Origin of the sequence: Streptomyces sp. NBC_00237, assembly GCF_026342435.1 — a bacterium.
In the GTDB taxonomy this organism is placed as follows: Bacteria; Actinomycetota; Actinomycetes; order Streptomycetales; family Streptomycetaceae; genus Streptomyces.
Genome location: NZ_JAPEMT010000003.1, coordinates 340,036 through 356,749, shown reverse-complemented (window position 1 = coordinate 356,749; position 16,714 = coordinate 340,036). Strand labels below are relative to the sequence as shown.

Annotated in this window: 14 protein-coding genes and 1 pseudogene; 14 read left to right on the top strand and 1 reads right to left on the bottom strand. The window is 71.9% G+C overall.

Going from position 1 to position 16,714, the window contains the following annotated elements; all coding sequences use genetic code 11:
• Positions 1-63: 63 nt before the first annotated feature.
• Complete coding sequence (locus OG897_RS28500; RefSeq protein WP_266661116.1) at positions 64-693, bottom strand: TetR/AcrR family transcriptional regulator; 630 nt, start codon at positions 691-693, stop codon at positions 64-66.
• 391 nt (positions 694-1,084) lie between these two features.
• Here OG897_RS28500 and OG897_RS28495 point away from each other — a divergent pair, with 391 nt between their 5' ends.
• The 14 genes and pseudogenes from OG897_RS28495 (at position 1,085) to OG897_RS28430 (ending at position 16,687) form a co-directional block, all read left to right on the top strand.
• Positions 1,085-1,255: a hypothetical protein gene (locus OG897_RS28495; RefSeq protein ID WP_266661114.1), complete on the top strand. Its 171-nt coding sequence runs from the start codon at positions 1,085-1,087 to the stop codon at positions 1,253-1,255.
• Between the two features lie 127 nt (positions 1,256-1,382).
• Positions 1,383-4,298, top strand: a complete 2,916-nt coding sequence (locus tag OG897_RS28490) for an AAA family ATPase (RefSeq protein WP_266661112.1) — start codon at positions 1,383-1,385, stop codon at positions 4,296-4,298.
• Positions 4,299-4,407: 109 nt separating this feature from the next.
• Positions 4,408-5,196, top strand: a complete 789-nt coding sequence (locus OG897_RS28485) for a bacterial transcriptional activator domain-containing protein (protein WP_266661110.1) — start codon at positions 4,408-4,410, stop codon at positions 5,194-5,196.
• Positions 5,197-5,387: 191 nt separating this feature from the next.
• Positions 5,388-6,671 (top strand): DUF4255 domain-containing protein, encoded by a 1,284-nt coding sequence (locus OG897_RS28480; protein ID WP_266661108.1) that lies wholly within the window; start codon positions 5,388-5,390, stop codon positions 6,669-6,671.
• A complete protein-coding gene (locus OG897_RS28475) occupies positions 6,668-8,644 on the top strand; it encodes an ATP-binding protein (protein ID WP_266661106.1) in 1,977 nt (658 codons plus the stop codon). Before OG897_RS28480 ends, OG897_RS28475 begins: the two co-directional genes overlap by 4 nt.
• Before the next feature lie 371 nt (positions 8,645-9,015).
• Positions 9,016-9,207 (top strand): annotated as a pseudogene (locus OG897_RS28470) (DUF4157 domain-containing protein); the annotation flags it as partial.
• Between the two features lie 1,196 nt (positions 9,208-10,403).
• Entirely contained in the window at positions 10,404-11,996 is a 1,593-nt protein-coding gene (locus tag OG897_RS28465; RefSeq protein WP_266661104.1) for a phage tail sheath C-terminal domain-containing protein, read from the top strand.
• Between the two features lie 9 nt (positions 11,997-12,005).
• Complete coding sequence (locus OG897_RS28460) at positions 12,006-12,530, top strand: phage tail protein (protein ID WP_266661102.1); 525 nt, start codon at positions 12,006-12,008, stop codon at positions 12,528-12,530.
• On the top strand, positions 12,530-13,276 hold the full coding sequence (locus OG897_RS28455; protein ID WP_266661100.1) for a hypothetical protein: 747 nt from the start codon (positions 12,530-12,532) through the stop codon (positions 13,274-13,276). The genes OG897_RS28460 and OG897_RS28455 overlap by 1 nt, the downstream gene beginning before the upstream one ends.
• Positions 13,277-14,088: 812 nt before the next feature.
• Complete coding sequence (locus OG897_RS28450; RefSeq protein ID WP_266661098.1) at positions 14,089-14,376, top strand: hypothetical protein; 288 nt, start codon at positions 14,089-14,091, stop codon at positions 14,374-14,376.
• Between the two features lies 1 nt (position 14,377).
• On the top strand, positions 14,378-14,614 hold the full coding sequence (locus OG897_RS28445; RefSeq protein WP_266661096.1) for a hypothetical protein: 237 nt from the start codon (positions 14,378-14,380) through the stop codon (positions 14,612-14,614).
• Positions 14,611-15,273: a hypothetical protein gene (locus OG897_RS28440; protein ID WP_266661094.1), complete on the top strand. Its 663-nt coding sequence runs from the start codon at positions 14,611-14,613 to the stop codon at positions 15,271-15,273. The genes OG897_RS28445 and OG897_RS28440 overlap by 4 nt, the downstream gene beginning before the upstream one ends.
• Positions 15,274-15,281: 8 nt before the next feature.
• Positions 15,282-15,578, top strand: coding sequence for a hypothetical protein (locus tag OG897_RS28435; RefSeq protein ID WP_266661092.1), 297 nt, complete (start codon positions 15,282-15,284; stop codon positions 15,576-15,578).
• Positions 15,578-16,687, top strand: coding sequence for a hypothetical protein (locus tag OG897_RS28430; RefSeq protein ID WP_266661090.1), 1,110 nt, complete (start codon positions 15,578-15,580; stop codon positions 16,685-16,687). Before OG897_RS28435 ends, OG897_RS28430 begins: the two co-directional genes overlap by 1 nt.
• Positions 16,688-16,714: the final 27 nt, after the last annotated feature.

The window sequence follows — 16,714 nt, the reverse complement described above, 5'->3', positions numbered from 1 at the left end:
ACAGGACGGGGACGGGCAGGCCGCGGGCCGGGTCCTTGTCCGCCGCCCCCTCACAGCCCCTGCTCACGCACTCAGCGTCTCGTCGAAGAAGTCGCCGATGTGGACGAGGACCTGCTCCCGGTCCGAACCGGGCAGGCCCATCGCCACATGCGTGCTGAAACCGTCGAGGAGCGCCCTGATCCGGGTGGCGATGCGTTCCGCGTCGACGGCGCGGAGCTCACCACGGGACGCACCCTCGACGAGGAGCGCCACGAGGTCGCGGTGCCAGGACAGTTCGATGTCCAGGAGGCGGCCCCTGGCCTCGTCGTCGAGGGAGCGCGCGCGGTTCCACAGCTCCAGCCAGAGCGTCCAGTGCGGGTCGCGGGGCGCCTGGGGAACGTACAGCCGTACGAAGGCATCGAGCCGGTCCCGTACGGGGACCTGGCGGGCCAGCGCGTGGCGGCGTTCCACGCCGAGTTGTTCCTCGCTCCATTCCAGGGTGCGCAGCAGGAGCTCGTCCTTGGAGCGGAAGTAGTAGAGGAGGTGGCCGCTGCTCATGCCGACCTCCCGCCCGAGACCGGCCATGGTCAGCCGGTCCAGGCCGCCGTCGGCGATGGCGGCCATGGCGGCGGCGAACACCGTCTCGCGCGGCGGCGCGGCCTTGCGGCGGCGCGGGGCGGGTGTGTCCGGTCGGGTGGCAGGGTCGTTCTTCACTCGTACGTTCTACCTGATGGACGCCCGCACGGGTTCTACGACCGGTGGTGGAGCCCGGTCGAGAGCCGGGCCGACACGCTGGAGGCATCTGGAGGCGTGGCGGTCGGAGTCGCCTGGTGCGGCAGCGGCGGGTGGCCCGGGGCGTTGTGGTGCTCACGTTCGACACCGACGGGCACCGGTGGCACGACCGGTTCTGGCTCACCGCACGGGACGGGAAGAGGACCCGCCCCACCCCGGGGTCTTCCCCGGGTCGAGCACCGAAGCGCCGGGCCCCGCTCGTTCGTACCGTTGGGCACAAGCCCGTAGCGCGGAGATCGATCGCCCGGCCTCGACATCGCCACCGTCGCCGGGTGTCGCGGCTCCGGGCCTGGGCGGGACCCCGGGAGGCGTCATGCGCTACGTCATCGAGCTCTACGGCACCTCCGAAAGCGTCCACGGAAGCGTCGCGCGGGAGGGCTGCGAGACCGATCGGGAGTTCCACGGGTGGCTGGAGCTGCTGGCTCTCCTCGAACCGCCTCCGGAGCCGTCGCCCGAAACCGGAGACGGGTCGTCGAGGACCTGAACCCCGGCGGCACCCCTCGCCTGCCGACGTCCGGGATTCGGCTTGCGCCGGGAGCGGCTCCGCCACCATCGTGGGCGTCGAGGCATATGCGGACAGCGCCCGTGCGTACCGGCCCTTGGGGGCGGCGATGACTTCCAGCGACGCGGTGCCCGGCCGCCACCGCTTGCGCACGCCGGACGCTTTCGCCGGTCGCGCGAGTGAACTCGCTCTGCTTCAGGAGGAGTTACGGCGGGCGAGCGAGGGTGAGCCCCGGCTGGTTCTGGTCGACGGGCCGGGCGGCATCGGCAAGACGGCCCTCATCCGCCGCTTTTTAGGCACAGTGACCGGCGGGTGCGTGCTCCGGGCCAGCGGCGCGGAGGGCGAGAGCACGTTGCCGTACGGAGTGCTCGCCCAGTGGGTGGAGCAGGTTCCGCGCCCGCTCCCGGATTCGCTCGGCCCGCTCGCCCGCACCCCCGGATGCCTGCCCACGAGCCCCGAGCCGGTCGCCGCCGGTTTCGGTCTGCTCGATCTGCTCGGCGAGGTGGGTGGGGTTCAGGGACAGAAGCAGGGGCAGGGGCAGGGGTCGGGGCAGAGGTCGGAGTCGGGGCCGGTCGTGCTGGTGCTCGACGACGCCCACTGGGCGGATCAGCCCTCCATGAACGCGCTGGCCTTCGCCCTGCGTCGGCTGCGCTGCGAAAGGGTGCTGACGATCGTCGCCCTGCCCGACCCGGACGTCCCTCAACTTCCGGGTGGGACAAGGCGGTTGCTTGCCGACGTCCGCACCCTGCGGGTCTCGCTGGACGGGCTCAGTCCCGACGAAGTGAGCCTGCTCAGCGCGGAGCTCGGCAGCCAACGGCTCTCTCCTGCCGCGTCCGTACGGCTCCGCGCCCACACCCGGGGCAGCCCCCTGCACGTCCGGGCGCTGCTCGAACAGGTCCCGGCCCCTGTCCTCATGGACGTCACCACCTCGCTGCCCGCGCCCCATTCCTACGCCCTGCTCGTGCTGGCCGGGCTCGCGGGCTGCGGAGCCCCGGCGCGGCGTCTCGTGCAGGCGGTCAGCGTGCTGGGTACGTCCTGCCTGCTGAGCAGCGCCGCCCGGCTGGGCCGCGTACCGCAGCCGCTGCCCGCACTCCAGCGGGCCGTACGGGCCGGACTGCTGCACGAGTCGGCCGTCAGCACGGCTCCGGAAGTCGCCTTCCCGCACCCGCTCGTCCACGCGGCCGTCTACCAGGACCTCGGCCCCGCCCACCGGGCCGCCCTGCACGCACGCGCCGCCGACCTGGTCGGCGACGAGTACGCCCGGCTGCGCCACCGGGTGCTCGCCGCCACGGGCCCGGACGAACACCTCACGGCGGCCCTCGCCGCGTGCGCCCGCCGGGAGGCCGCCGCCGGGCAGTGGGCGGTCGCGGGAACGCACTTGCGCCACGCCTCCCGGCTCTCCACCACCGCCGAGGAGCGCGACCGGCTGGCCGTCGAAGCGGTCGAGGCGCTGCTCCTCGACGGCCGGGTGCGGGAGGCCGCGGATCTCGCCGACGGGTTCCCGGACTCCTCGGACCCCGCCCTGCGCGGCTACGCCCGAGGGTACGTGGCCCGCGTCCAAGGGCACACCTCGCGCGCGCAGGCGCTGCTGGCCGACGCCTGGGAGCAGTGCGAGCGCGACCCCTCCCTGGCCGCCCGCACGGCCGAGCAGCTGAGCCACACCCTGATCACGGCGGGCCGTGCCGCCGACGCCGCCCGGTGGGCGGAGCGCGCCCGGCGGTCGTCCACCGCGCGGGGCCCCGGCGGGATGCTGCGCTACTGCCGCCTCACGGCACTCGGGCTGACCGGGGCCTTCGAGGAGGGCATGGCGTGCTCGGCGGCGCTGCCCGACCCCGCTCTCGTACCTCCGGCCGATGTGGACCTGCTGCTGGGGCGCGGGCAGCTGCACCTGTGGTCGGGCGAACTCGTCGAAGCCCAAAGGGACTTGGCCGGGGCCGTCGCCAACAGCCGTACCGTTCCTGTCCCCTTGCAATTGCTCTCGGCCGCCGGGCTCGCCCAGACCCTGCATCTGCTCGGGGACTGGGACCGGGCGCTGACGCACGCCGAGGCGTCCGCCTCGATCGCCGACGACACCGGGCAGGCATGGCTGGGGCCCGTGCCGCACACGCTCGCCGCGCAGATCCTGGCGGCCCGGGGCGACTGGGACCGGGCGCAGGGGCACGTCAGGTTCGCCTCCGCTGCTCCGGGATGCGCCGAGAGCACCCCGGAATCCGTGTACGCCGCCGTGGCAAGGGGGCACGTGGCCGACGCCAGGGCGGAGCCCCAGTGCGTCGTCGACGCCCTGCGCCCGCTGCTGCGCCTCGCCGGGCACGACGTGGTCAACGAGCCCGGAGTGGTGGTCTGGCAGGAGCTGCTCGCCGACGCGCTGGTCCAGCTCGGCGCGTACGCCGAGGCGGCGGAGGTGCTGGCCGCGTTCGAGGAGCGGGCCCGGGCACGGGGACGCCATGCGGCGCTGTCCGGGGCCGCACGGGTGCGCGGCAATCTGCACGCCGCCCGGCGGGAGCCGCGCCTGGCCGAGGCCGCATTCCTCAGCGCCCACGACCATGCGGCCCGGGTGCCCATTCCGTTCGGCCTCGCCCGCGTGCGGCTCGACCACGGCTCGTTCCTGCGCCGTACCGGCCGCCGCACCGTCGCGGTGGACCGGCTCCAGGCCGCGTACGACACGATGTACGGCCTCCGGGCGCTGCCGTACTGGGCCCGGTGCGTCCGGGAACTCAACGCCTGCGGGCGGACGGTGCCCGAGCACCCCGCGCAACAGCCGTCGGCGGCGGGCGACGGCGTCACCGGCGCTCTCACCCCGCAGGAGCTGGCGGTGGCCCGGCTGGCGTCGCAGGGCCTCACCAATCGCCGGATCGCCAGCGAACTCGCCCTGAGCGTCAAGACCGTCGAGTACCACCTGGGCCACACCTACACGAAGCTCGGCATCGCCTCCCGCATCGGTCTCGTCGGCAAACTCGCGCCGCCCGTTTCTGCGCCCAATCACCTGCCCCCTCCCCCGCATCCCTCGTTCCTGCCGGGCCGCTGAGGTGCGCCAGGGTTTTCCCCGGCCCGGCCCCGGAGGCGCGCGCCTTTGCTCACCCCGTACGGTCGTGCCGGACATCAGGGCGTGACGGGGTTCACCGGGGGGTGGGCAGATGGCTACAACGACATCGCCGGAGGCTACGGAAGGTACGGAAGGTACGGCAGCCGAACTGCCCACGCTGCACCTGAAGTTGCTGGGCGGTTTCGTGCTCACGCACGACGGACACAACGGACCCGACGAAGAGGACGGAGAGGACGACAGGGCGGTCGACGTCCCCGCCAGCGCACAGCAGTTGCTGGCTCTGCTGGGCCTGCGCGGGGCTGCCACCCGTTCCGCCGTCGCGGGAACCCTGTGGCCCGACGTCACCGAGGACCGCGCCCGAGCCTGTCTGCGCACCGCCATGTGGCGGCTCAACGGAGCGGGCGCGGCCCTCTCCGACGCCCGTCCCGGCATGCTCTCCCTCAGCCGTCTCGTACGCATCGACGTCCATGACCTCACCGCCACGGCGCACCACGTCCTGACGGTCTCCGAAGGGCGGGACGGGGCTGCCTGCGAGGCGCTCCTCGGCAGTGGTGAGCTCCTGCCCGGCTGGTGTCAGGACTGGGTGGTCTTCGAGCGCGAGCGGCTGCACCAGCTCCGTCTGCACGCACTCGAAGCCCTGTCCGCCCGGCTGGTGGCCGAGGGGGAGTACGCCCCGGCCCTGGAGGCGGCGTTGGAGAGCATCCGGGTCGACCCGTTGCGGGAGAGCGCCCACCGTGCGGCGGTGTCCGTACACCTCGCCGAGAACAACCTGGCCGAGGCGGTACGGCACTACGAAGCCTTCCGGGTTCTGCTGCGCAGGGAGTTGGGTCTTGAGCCCTCGGGGCAGTTCTTCACGATGGTGCGCAGTGCGATGGAGTGAGGAGGCGGCGGAGAGTCCCGTGGTGACCAGGCGTGACGACCAAGCGTGACGACCAGACGTGACGACCAGAGACGACCAGACGTGACGGCCAAGCGTGGTGACGCACCGGTGACGCACCCGTCACGCGCCTGCGCGAAGGTGGACACGTCCCGTCCACGAGCCGGGAACATCGGGGAGAGGGGCAGCCCGTCATGAGCAACGCCCTGGCCGTCGCCACGGTCACCTCGACGCTCGCCCACGTCCTCGACGAGGCGCTGGCGGCCCCGGACGCGGGGAACGTGCCGGGCGTCCACACGACCACCGTCCGCCCGGACCTCCCGGGGCCTTCGGCCCGTGGCGTCAACGTGTTCCTCTATCAAGTGACGCCCAACGCGGCCTGGGCGGGCGACGCACTGCCCGCCCGGCGCTCGGACGGCACCGCGCTGCTTCCCCCGCAACAGGCCCTGGACCTGCACTATCTGCTGACGTTCTACGGTGACGAGACCGCGCTCGAACCCCAGCGGCTCCTGGGCACCGTGGTACGCACCCTCAGCGCGCGCCCCGTCCTCACCCGTCAGGTCGTACGCCGGGCGGTCCAGCACGCGGTCACTCTCGACCCGGCCTCCTACCTGAAGTTCGCCGACCTGGACGAGCAGGTGGACGTCGTCCGCTTCACCATGCTCCCGCTGAACCTGGAGGAACTCTCCCGGCTCTGGTCGACGTTCTTCCAGGTCTCCTACCGCCTCACGGTCGCCTACCGGGCCTCCGTGGTCCTGCTGACCGGCTCGGTCGACGCGCGCACCGCGTTGCCGGTCAGGGCGCGCAGGGTGGACGTCGCCCCGTTCGGCGCACTGCGGATCTCCCGGGTGGGGGCGGACTCGGGCCCCGACGATCCGGTCACGGCGGGTACGACGCTCCGGGTCGAGGGGGCGCGGCTGCGGGGTGAGCGGGTCACTCGGATTCGTATGTCCGGAAGCATGTCGGGAAGCAGGTCCGGAATCGAGGCGGACGTCCCCGCCGACCAGGTGACGGACGACCGGCTCACGATCGCCCTGCCCGGCGGTGTACGCGCGGGGCTGCGGGGGCTCCAGGTCCTTCACCCCCGGCTGGTCGGCGATCCGCCCGAGGAGAGGGGCTCCGTCGAGTCGAACGTCGCGCCCGTTCTCGTACGTCCTGCCATCGGGCCGGGGGGTGTGACGACGGCGCCCGGTGCGGGAGGGACGACCGTCCTGACTGTGCCGCTCGATCCGCCGGTGGGGCGGCGCCAGCGCGTCGCCCTGCTGCTCGACGGGCTCGGGGCGCAGGCGGGGCGGGCGCACACGTTCGTCGTGCCGTCGCGGCCGGGGCCCCAGGAGGAAGACTCCTCGGTCCAGGTGGTGGCCAAGGGGGTGGCGAGTGGCGACTATCTCGTACGGGTGCAGGTGGACGGGGCGGAGAGCGTGCTCGGTGTCGACGCGGGAGGGGTCTACGACCGGCCCCGGGTGACGTTACCGTGAGGGGGACGGACGCTCCGCTCGGCTGGGTCGAGGCCAACCAGGCGTACCTGGTCGCGGCGCTGAACGTACTGCGGCGGCGGATGCTCGGGGGCGACGACGGCGACGGCAACGGGGGCAACGTCGACGGCCTCGCGGGGCTGGAGGAACTGGAGGATCGGTGCGCGGCGGCCCGCGCGGAGATGCCCGCGCCGCCCGTGCTCGACGACATCGCCACCTCGTTCGACCTCTCGGACTTCGAGCGTGACGTCCTGCTGATGTGCGCGGGAGTGGAACTGGACTCCGCCTTCGCCGGGGCGTGCGCCACGGCACACGGTGATCCCGCACGGCGGTACGTCACCTTCGGCCTCGCCCTGGCCACGCTCCCCGAGGCCCACTGGAGCGCCCTCACGCCCTCCTCGCCCCTGCGCCGCTGGCACCTGGCAGACCTCGTACACCCCGAAGTACCCACCACCAGCCCCCTCCGCGTCGACGAACGCGTACTGCACGCCCTCGCCGGTATGTCCTGCCTCGACGCCCGCCTGACTCCCCTGGTCAGGCCGGTGCACCTCCCTCCGGCTCTGCCGGCCGCGCTCGGGGACGCGGTCGGCAGACTGACCTCGCTGTGGTCGGCGCAGGGGTCCCGTCCGCACGCCCTGCTGTACGGGCCACAGCGCTCCCACCTCCTGGCGGTCGCGGCCACCGCGTGTGCGGCAGGCGGGCTGCGTCCGCTCCGGGTACGGGCCGCAGACCTGCCCACCGCCGCCGCCGAACGGGAACTCCTCTCCCGGCTGCTGGAACGGGAGGCCGCCCTGGGCGGCGTGGCGTGGCTCATCGACCTGGCCGACGCGGACGGGTCCGCCGCCTCCACCGCCTTCGACCTGGCCACGGCGACGGACTCGCCGACCGTCCTCATCGCCCGCGAGCCCCTCGCCGGACCGGACGGACACCTCCCGTCGATCGGCGTGCCGACGCTCGCCGCCCCGGAGGCACGCGCTCTGTGGACGCGGGAGCTCGGTCCCCGCGCCGACCACCTGGACGGCTGGCTCGACCGGGTCGTCGGCCAGTTCGACCTCGGCCTCGACGCGATACGTGCCGCCGCTCTCGCGGTGCCGCCGGAGGCGCCCGACGCCGTCGCGGGCCCGCTCCTGTGGGAGGCGTGCGCCGCCCAGGCCCGGCCCGCGCTCGACGCCCTCACCCAGCGGGTTCCGCCGCGCGCGGGCTGGGACGACCTCGTACTCCCTGCTCCCCAGGAGGAGGTCCTGCGACAGTTGTCCGCCCACGTACGCCACCGCCTGCGGGTCCTGGGCGACTGGGGGTTCGGCGACCGAGGCGGGCGGGGCCTGGGCACCAACGCCCTGTTCGCCGGACCGAGCGGAACGGGCAAGACCCTCGCCGCCGAGGTCCTGGCGCACTCCCTCAGCCTCGACCTGTACCGCATCGACCTGAGCCAGGTCGTCAGCAAGTACATCGGCGAGACCGAGAAGAACCTCCGCTCCGTCTTCGACGCCGCCGAAGCGGGGGGCGCGGTACTGCTCTTCGACGAGGCGGACGCCCTCTTCGGCCGGCGCAGCGAGGTCAAGGACAGCCACGACCGCTACGCCAACATCGAAGTCAGTTACCTGCTCCAGCGCATGGAGACGTACCGGGGCCTCGCGATCCTCACCACGAACCTCAAGGACGCCATCGACCCGGCCTTCCTGCGGCGGCTGCGGTTCGTGGTCCACTTCCCGTTCCCGGGCGAGGAGTTGCGGGCGGCGATCTGGCAACGCGCCTTCCCCCCTTCGACCCCGCTCAAGGACCTCGCCTTCGACCGCCTCGCCGCGCTCACCGTGACCGGCGGCTCCATCGCGAACATCGCCCTGTCGGCGGCCTTCCTCGCCGCTGAGGACGGCTCTCCGGTACGAATGCGCCACATCTTGGCGGCAGCCCGCACGGAGTACGCGAAACTGGAACGGCCGCTCACCGATGCGGAGGTATCCGGATGGACAGACTGAGGACACCGGCCACGACGGCACGGACAACTCCCGCTCCCCCGGCTCCCGTTGGGGTCCTTCAGAGGTGCGGCGGCGTCACGTGCCCGCCGGGAACCTGCGACCACGACGAGCTGCGACGCTCGGCCGACGGTACGGCGCCCGGCGCCGTACCCCCGATCGTGCCCGAGGTACTGCGGTCTCCCGGTATGCCTCTGGACGCCTCGACCCGGGCCTATATGGAGCCGCGCTTCACTCACGACTTCAGCCGGGTACGGGTCGCGCCTTCCTCGTTTGCGGCGCTGTCCATTGCGCCGACGCACAGTCCGTCGGAGAGAGAGGCCGAACGCGTCGCGGCCGACATCACGGCCCGGCCTGTGGGCAATCCTGCGTACGGCCACGATTTCAGCGCCGTACGAGTCCATACGGACAGCAAGGCCGCAGCATCCGCGCGGGCGGTCGGTGCGCGCGCCTACACAGTCGGCAACCATGTCGTGTTCGCCAGCAACCAGTACGCGCCGGGCAGTCCAGGCAGCACACGGTTGCTCGCCCACGAGCTGACACACGTGGTCCAGCAGAGGCACGGCACCTCTCAGCCCCCCGTACAACGCCAGCCCGACCCGTCGGCATCCACCCCGGAGCCGATCGGGACCAGCAGCCCGCCCCTCAACGTGCCGCCGGAGAAGTGGTCGGAGCAGATCGAGATCCAGTACCGCCGACGCGCGGACACCAAGCGGGCCGAGGCTGTTCGGCGGTGCCGCGAAGAGGGCGGCTTTGCGTGCTCGCGGATCTTGACCATCGAGGAGGTACAGACACTCTACGAGCTCGCGCAGTCCGCCGACGCAGACCCGGACAAGGTCCGCTCCCAGATGGGTGCGGCGCTGCCCGCGCTGTCGGGTCCCGCTCGGGAAGTCCTCAAGGGAGCGCGTCATCTGCGTCTGGTCCCCACCCCGGCACCGGCTCCGGCTCGGCCTCCGGGCGCTTGGGTCGGCCCGGCGGCGCTACTCGCGGTATCTGTCATCGCCGTACGCCAGCTCTGGGCTCTCGGGAGGTTCCAGGACGAGCTGCGCTCTCGCGGGTTCATCATCCTTGAGTCGGCACAGGGGATCTGCACCGGCGGCTGTCACCTCCCGGACCCGCACCGGCGCCCCTCACCCGATTTCACACCCCTGCCCGCTTCCCCGGGGTATCCGGGATATCCGGGGTGGGAGAAGTTCCGCCGGTGGCTGCCGCCACACGCCGACTCCGGTGGCACACCGTGGCCCGCAGCCGGTCAACAGGCTGAGCCCACACCGCTTCCCGACCCGGCGACAGAGCGTCGGCGGCGGAACAAGAAATGCTTCGACGACCACCCAGGGGCTTTGTTCTGCGAGGAGCCACCACGGAGCGGCATCGACATGCGCGATGAGATCCTCCAGTCCTTCCTCCAGGACTGGGGCTTCCCCATGGATGCCCTCGGTGAGTGCGCGCCGTTCGGCAAACTCTTCGAAACGGGTGTGATCAACGATTGCGGCCAGGCCCCGGGACGCCGGTATCACTGTGCCGTTTCCGGAGCCTCGCGCCCCGTGACCATCTTCGAGTGCCTGTGCTGCGACCAGGAGGGCATGTCGCACTACCAGTGGAGCGAGCCCCACTGGTCCCTTCGCAGCCTTGACGCAAGGTAGGGGCCAGGAGGGCACCCCGGTCGGGAGCGGGTGACGGTCCGGTGACGTGCGCGTGATGCGGCCCGAGGAACATCGTCCCTGTCCGGCAGCTCCACACACCGGAGAGAGGACGGTCCGCCGTGCCCAGTGCGCTGACATACCCCGGGGTCTACGTCGAGGAGATCCCCAGCGGGGTCCGGACCGTCGTCGGCGTCGCCACGTCGATCACCGCCTTCGTCGGGCGGGCCTCCCGGGGACCCTTGAACGAGCCGGCCACGATCTTCGGGTTCGCCGACTTCGAGCGGCAGTTCGGCGGGCTCGCCGCCGACAGCACGATGAGTTACGCGGTACGGGACTTCTATCTCAACGGCGGGAGTCAGGCGGTCATCGTCCGGGTGGGGCACGTGCGGGCCGCGAATCCGCCGGTGCAGAAGTTCCCCGAGGCGGCCGAGATCTCCCTGTCCACCGGGGCTCCCGCCCCCGACAAAAAGCTGGTCCTGGTCGCCGCCAGCCCCGGGGCCTGGGGCAACAACCTCAAGGTCGTTGTCACCCACCCTCTTCCGGACGACGACCCCAAGGCATTCAACCTCACGGTCGTGGAGACCGATCCGGCGGACCCACAGACCGTCGTCGCCAGCGAGAGCTTCCTGGGCGTGTCCATCGACCCCGCGAGTCCGCGGTTCGTGCCCCACGTCCTGGCGGAGACGTCGCTGCTGGTCCGGGTGCAGAAGGTGAACGACAAGTGGAAGGTCCCGGAGGCCGCCCGTCCTTCGGTCAAGGAGAAGAAGGCGACGGAGGGCAGCGGAGCCGACGGCGATCCGTTGAACGACGACGATCTCAAGGGGAAGCAGGCCGCCGGGACCGGGATCTACGCCCTCGACAAGACCGACCTGTTCAACCTGCTCTGCATCCCGCCGCCGGTCCGTGACGGCAGTACCGGCAAGTCCGTGTACCAGGAGGCGATGCCCTACTGCGTCCGCCGCCGTGCCCTCCTGCTCGTGGACCCGCCCGCCGACTGGACCACGGCGACAGCGGACGAGGCCCGTACCCGGCTGGGCACGCTCGGCCTGACCGGCAGGGCCGCCCGCAACGCCGCCCTCTACTTCCCCCGCCTCCTGGTGGCCGACCCCCTCCGCGACAACCAGACGGTCTCCGTCGTGCCGTGCGGTGCCGTCGCCGGGGTGATGGCCAGGACCGACACCGAGCGCGGCGTGTGGAAGGCCCCGGCCGGGCTGGACGCCGCCGTCGGCGCGGTGCGCGGGCTCACGGTCGAGATGACCGACGACCAGAACGGCCAGCTCAATCCGCTGGGCGTCAACTGCCTGCGTACGTTCCCGCTGTTCGGGCGCGTGGTGTGGGGGGCGCGGACACTGCGCGGGGCGGACCAGGCGGCCGACGAGTACAAGTACGTGCCGGTGCGGCGACTTGCCCTGTACATCGAGGAAACCCTCTTCCGGAACACCAAATGGGTCGTCTTCGAGCCCAACGACGAGCCCCTGTGGTCACAGATCCGGCTGAACGTCGGCGCGTTCCTGCACGACCTCTTCGTCCAGGGCGCGTTCCAGGGAAACACCCCTGCCAAGGCTTACTTCGTCCGGTGCGACAGCCAGACCACCCCACAGAACGACATCGACCGGGGCATCGTGAACATCCTCGTCGGATTCGCGCCGCTGAAGCCCGCCGAGTTCGTGGTCGTCAAGCTCCAGCAGATCGCCGGTCAGATCCAGACGTAGGGAAGTGACATGGCCCAATTCACCGTGAACGAGCGGCGGTTCGACCCGTACAAGAATTTCAAGTTCCGGGTCAAGTGGGACGGCCAGTACGTCGCCGGGGTCAGCAAGGTCAGTCCCCTGAAGCGCACCACCGAGGTGGTGACGCACCGTCAGGGCGGAGACCCGAGCAGCAGCCGCAAGTCCCCCGGGCGGACCGAGTTCGAGGCGATCACCCTGGAGCGCGGCATCAGCCACGACCCCGCCTTCGAGCGGTGGGCCAACAAGGTGTGGAACTTCGGGTCAGGTCTCGGTGCCGAGGTGTCGCTGCTGGACTTCCGCAAGGACATCATCATCGAGGTCTACAACGAAGCGGGTCAGGTCGCCCTCGCGTACAGGGTGTACCGGTGCTGGGTGTCCGAGTTCCAGGCGGTGCCCGATCTCGACGCCAACGCCAACGCCGTGGCCATCCAGCACCTCAAGCTGGAGAACGAGGGCTGGGAGCGCGACTACGAGGTGCCGGAGCCCAGCGAACCCACCTTCACCGAGCCGGGCTGATGAGCACCTCTACGGGCGCCGTCACAGCACGTCTCCTCGACGTCTGGGAGCTCGGCGCGACGCGGCCCGTCACCGGCCGGGCGCTGGCGCTGCTCACCGCGGCGCGGCCCGAAGCGAGCCCGGCCGAACTCGCGGCCCTGAGCATCGGGCGCCGCGACGCCCTGCTGCTGGAGTTGCGTACGCGGGTCTTCGGGGACAGGGTCGTCGGGCTGGCGGGCTGCACCTCGTGCGGGGAACTGCTCGAAGTCGAGTTCTCGGGTTCGGACATCACGATCGCCGAGCCGCCCCCTGGCCCGGCCGAGGGATGTGTGCTGCGGGCCGAACCGTACGAGGTGCGAGTGCGGCTGCTCGACAGCCGCGACCTGGCGGGCATCGCCCACGAGAGCGCCGTCCCCGCCGCCCGGGACGCCCTCCTGCGTGGTTGCGTACTCAGTGCCTCGCTCGACGGCAGGGAGGTACCGACCTCCCAACTACCGGACGGTGTAATGGACTTGGTCGAGCAATGGCTGGCCGCCGCCGACCCCCAGGCCGACATCCGGATCTCGTTGCGCTGCCCCGCCTGTGCGACGGCCTGGCAGCAGAGCTTCGACATCGTCTCCTTCCTCTGGGCGGAGATCGACGCGCTGGCGCGGCGCACTCTGTACGACGTCCATCGCCTCGCCACGGCGTACGGCTGGCGGGAGAGCGACATCCTCGCCATGAGCGAGCCCCGCCGCCGGGTCTATCTGGAACTGGTGGAGACATGAGTGGGGACATGAACGGCTTCGCGGAGCATCAGGCGGCGCGCGTCCTCGATCCGGGCGGATCGATCCGGCCTCGGCTGGCATCGCTGTACGAACCGTTGGCGCACGAACCTCTTTTCGCCGCAGACGAGTTGGCTACCGAGGTCTTCGCATGGTCGGGCCCCGACGGTCGTACGACGACGGAGACGGAAGCGACAGCGCAACCGGGCCCGCCTCGTCCGCGCCCCGCGCGGGCGGCTGCGGACGAACCCATTCCGCGGGATCCGCGAGTTCCGCCCGTGCCGCAAGTCTTTCGGGCCCCTGGGGAAGGCAGGCAGCCCACCGCATACGCAGAAGACTCCGTACGCGCGCCCCTGGCATCGAGGGCCCACGCCCCGGAGCCCGTCCAGCGGAACGCCGCGCCCCGATCAGGCGCGCACGCGGCAACCGCTCCCTCCGACGGCAACCGGCCCGTCGGGCACAGCCGCCGTTCCCCGGGCCGTCCGCCGAGTACGGTCGCGGACGTCCGCGCCCCCGCCCCCGCAGCGGCAGCGGCCGACCGGCCGCCATCACCCTCGTCCGAGGAGGTCGTGGCAAGGGTGACCGCCTCCGGCCCGGACCGCCTCCCCGGCCCCGGCACCGCCCACAGCCCTGCCCCTGCCCCTGCCCCTGCCCCTGCCCCTGCCCCACCGCACGCCCCAACCGGTCACGCGCTGCCACCCCTCACTGGACGTACTGTCGCCCACGGCACCGGCCTCGCGCGGCCCACACCCGACAGCGGGGGCACGGGCGCGGCCACCCGACGCCCAACTCCCCACTCGCTCAAGCCCGTTCCCGTGACCGTCACGCTCGCTACGCACGCGACGCACGCCGCGCACCTCGCGGGCCGCCCCACCCCAGGCCCCGCCACCACCAGCGTCGAGCCCCAACAGCCCGCGCGCCCACCGCGATCCCCACAACCCCCGCAGCCCCCGACGATCAACGTGACCATCGACCACGTCGACGTACGAGCAGCCCCTCCCCCCGCCCCACCCCCGAAGCGGTCCGCACCCGCTGCGGCAGGAGCGCCGGTCATGACCATGAACGACTACCTCACTCGGCGCCGCGAACACGGAGGGCAGTGACGTGACCGAGCCGAACATCGACGTACGCATCGGAGTACGCATCGGACACCTCGTGCTGGACGGCCTGCCGACCGGCCCGGACGGCAGGCCCGACCCGGCGGCGCTCGCGGCAGCCGTCGAGTCCGCCGTGTCCCGGCGTCTCGGCAGCGCGCTCCCGGCGGACGTCGACTCCGCCCTCGTGAGCCACCGGATCGCCCGCTCCGTGCAGAGCGCCGTACGCGAAGGGGGCGGCCGGTGAGCGCCTTCCCCGGGTCTCCCCGGTTGCAGAAGGGCGCGCTCGTCGGCATGGACCCGGCGAATCCCCTGTCCGGCGTGATCGTGTTCCAGTACAACCCGGAGCGGATGACGCGCCGTCTCGCCGCACGGACGGTCGGCGGAGGCGAGGACGCCGGAGGGCGTGCGGAGCCGTTCCGGGTGACAGGACCGCCGGAGGAGGACATCGATCTGAGCGTGGAGATCGACGCCGCCGACCAACTGGAGACGGCCGATCCGCTCGCCGTCTCGTCCGGGATCACCCCGGTCCTGGCGTCCCTGGAGATGCTGCTCTACCCGAAGAGCGCACTGGTGATCGCGAACGCGGTCCTGGCCGCGCTCGGCAACATCGAGATCGTGCCCATGCAGGCCCCGTTGACCGTGTTCGTGTGGGGACCGCAGCGCGTGCTGCCCGTGCGCCTGACCGGGTTCACCATCACCGAGGAGGCGTACGACGCGCGTCTCAACCCGATTCTCGCCAAGGTCGATCTCAGTCTCCACGTCCTCAGTTACGCCGACCTCAAGCGGTCCGATCCCGGCTACTCGATGTTCCTCGCCCACCAGGTGGTCAAGGAGCTCCAGGCCACGGCCCAGGGGGTCCTGGGCGCCTCCGGGCTCCGCGACACGGCCCTGAACCCCCTCTAGAGGCCGCCATGTTCTCCACGACCAGCCGCTATTACGGCATCGAAACCGCCCGCCTCACCCGTCCCGACGGACGGGAGACCGCCTATGCACGCCGACGCTTCCTGCCGCCAGGTCTCCCTGCGACGGCCGGTGCCGAGCACACCGTCACCCAGGGCGAACGTCTCGACAACATCGCCGCCCGCCGTCTCGGTGACCCCGAGCGCTTCTGGCAGCTCTGCGACGCCAACGGAGCGATGCGGCCCGCCGAGTTGACCGCTGAGCCGGGCCGCCGTCTGGTGGTCCCGCTGCCCCTGGGAGCGATCTGATGGCCGACTTCGGGGTGCGGTTGCAGCTGCTGCTCGGGCCCACCGTCGTCCGGCCCGCGCCGTACGAGGTCGTGAACTCCCTGATCGACGTGCAGGTACTGAACTCCAGTGAGCGCGCGGACGCGTTCCGGCTGACCTTCGCTCTCGGCAAGGACGGGTTCTCCGAGTACGGGCTGCTGCGGGAGGGGTACTTCGACCCGCCCGCGCGCGTGAGCGTCGCGGTCCTCATGGCGGGCTCGTTCACCGTGCTCATCAACGGCATCGTCACCGACAACCAGGTCGCGCCGAGCGGTCGGCCCGGCGGGTCCACCCTGGTCGTCACCGGCGACGACCTCAGCTTCGACCTCACCCTCACCGAGCGCAGCAGCACGTTCCCCGACCAGAGCGACTCCGACATCGTCAAGAAGATCCTCGCGGACCACGGCCTGCGGCCCGAGGTCACCACGACCACGGACAAGCCGTCCGAACAGGAAGGGCTGCCGACCTGGCAGGGCAACGACCTGAGCTGCGTCCGGGGTCTCGCCCGCCGCAACGGGTTCGTCTTCTTCGTCGAGCCGACCGTGGTTCCCGGCATCAGCACCGCCTACTGGGGACCGCAGCCGCGCGGCGGCGGGAGCCAGCCCGCGCTCACCACGGGGATGGGACCGGACTCGAACGTCGACGGGGTGATCAGCTTCGACTTCAACGCGGCCGGTCCCGCCACCCCCCAGGTGACGATCCTCGACCCGCGAACCGGTCTGACGATCGACATCCCGGTGCCCTCCGGACTGCTCGCCGCCCTCAGCGGCAGGCCCGCCGCCGCGCTGCGCACCGTGGTCGCCCGGGACGTGGCAGGACTCGATCCCGTACGGGCGGCGCTGCGTGCGCTGACGACGGCGGGCGAGTCGTCCGACGCCGTGACCGGGCAGGGCGAACTGGACGCCGTGCGCTACGGCGGTGTGCTGCGCGCACGCCGTCGGGTGGGCGTGCGCGGTGCGGGCCTCGGCTACGACGGCGAGTACTACGTGAAGGAGGTCACCCATCTGCTCCAGGTGGGTTCCTACCGGCAGGGCTTCGTCCTCACCCGTGAAGGGCTCGGTGCGGCGTTCCCCCGGGTGACGGTGTCATGAACCACAAGCGGGGGGCGATGTCATGAA

Coding starts and splice junctions, on each gene's coding strand:
- OG897_RS28495 (WP_266661114.1), top strand. CDS start 1,085: ATGCGCTACGTCATCGAGCTCTACGGCACCTCCGAAAGCGTCCACGGA.
- OG897_RS28490 (WP_266661112.1), top strand. CDS start 1,383: ATGACTTCCAGCGACGCGGTGCCCGGCCGCCACCGCTTGCGCACGCCG.
- OG897_RS28485 (WP_266661110.1), top strand. CDS start 4,408: ATGGCTACAACGACATCGCCGGAGGCTACGGAAGGTACGGAAGGTACG.
- OG897_RS28480 (WP_266661108.1), top strand. CDS start 5,388: ATGAGCAACGCCCTGGCCGTCGCCACGGTCACCTCGACGCTCGCCCAC.
- OG897_RS28460 (WP_266661102.1), top strand. CDS start 12,006: ATGGCCCAATTCACCGTGAACGAGCGGCGGTTCGACCCGTACAAGAAT.
- OG897_RS28455 (WP_266661100.1), top strand. CDS start 12,530: ATGAGCACCTCTACGGGCGCCGTCACAGCACGTCTCCTCGACGTCTGG.
- OG897_RS28435 (WP_266661092.1), top strand. CDS start 15,282: ATGTTCTCCACGACCAGCCGCTATTACGGCATCGAAACCGCCCGCCTC.
- OG897_RS28430 (WP_266661090.1), top strand. CDS start 15,578: ATGGCCGACTTCGGGGTGCGGTTGCAGCTGCTGCTCGGGCCCACCGTC.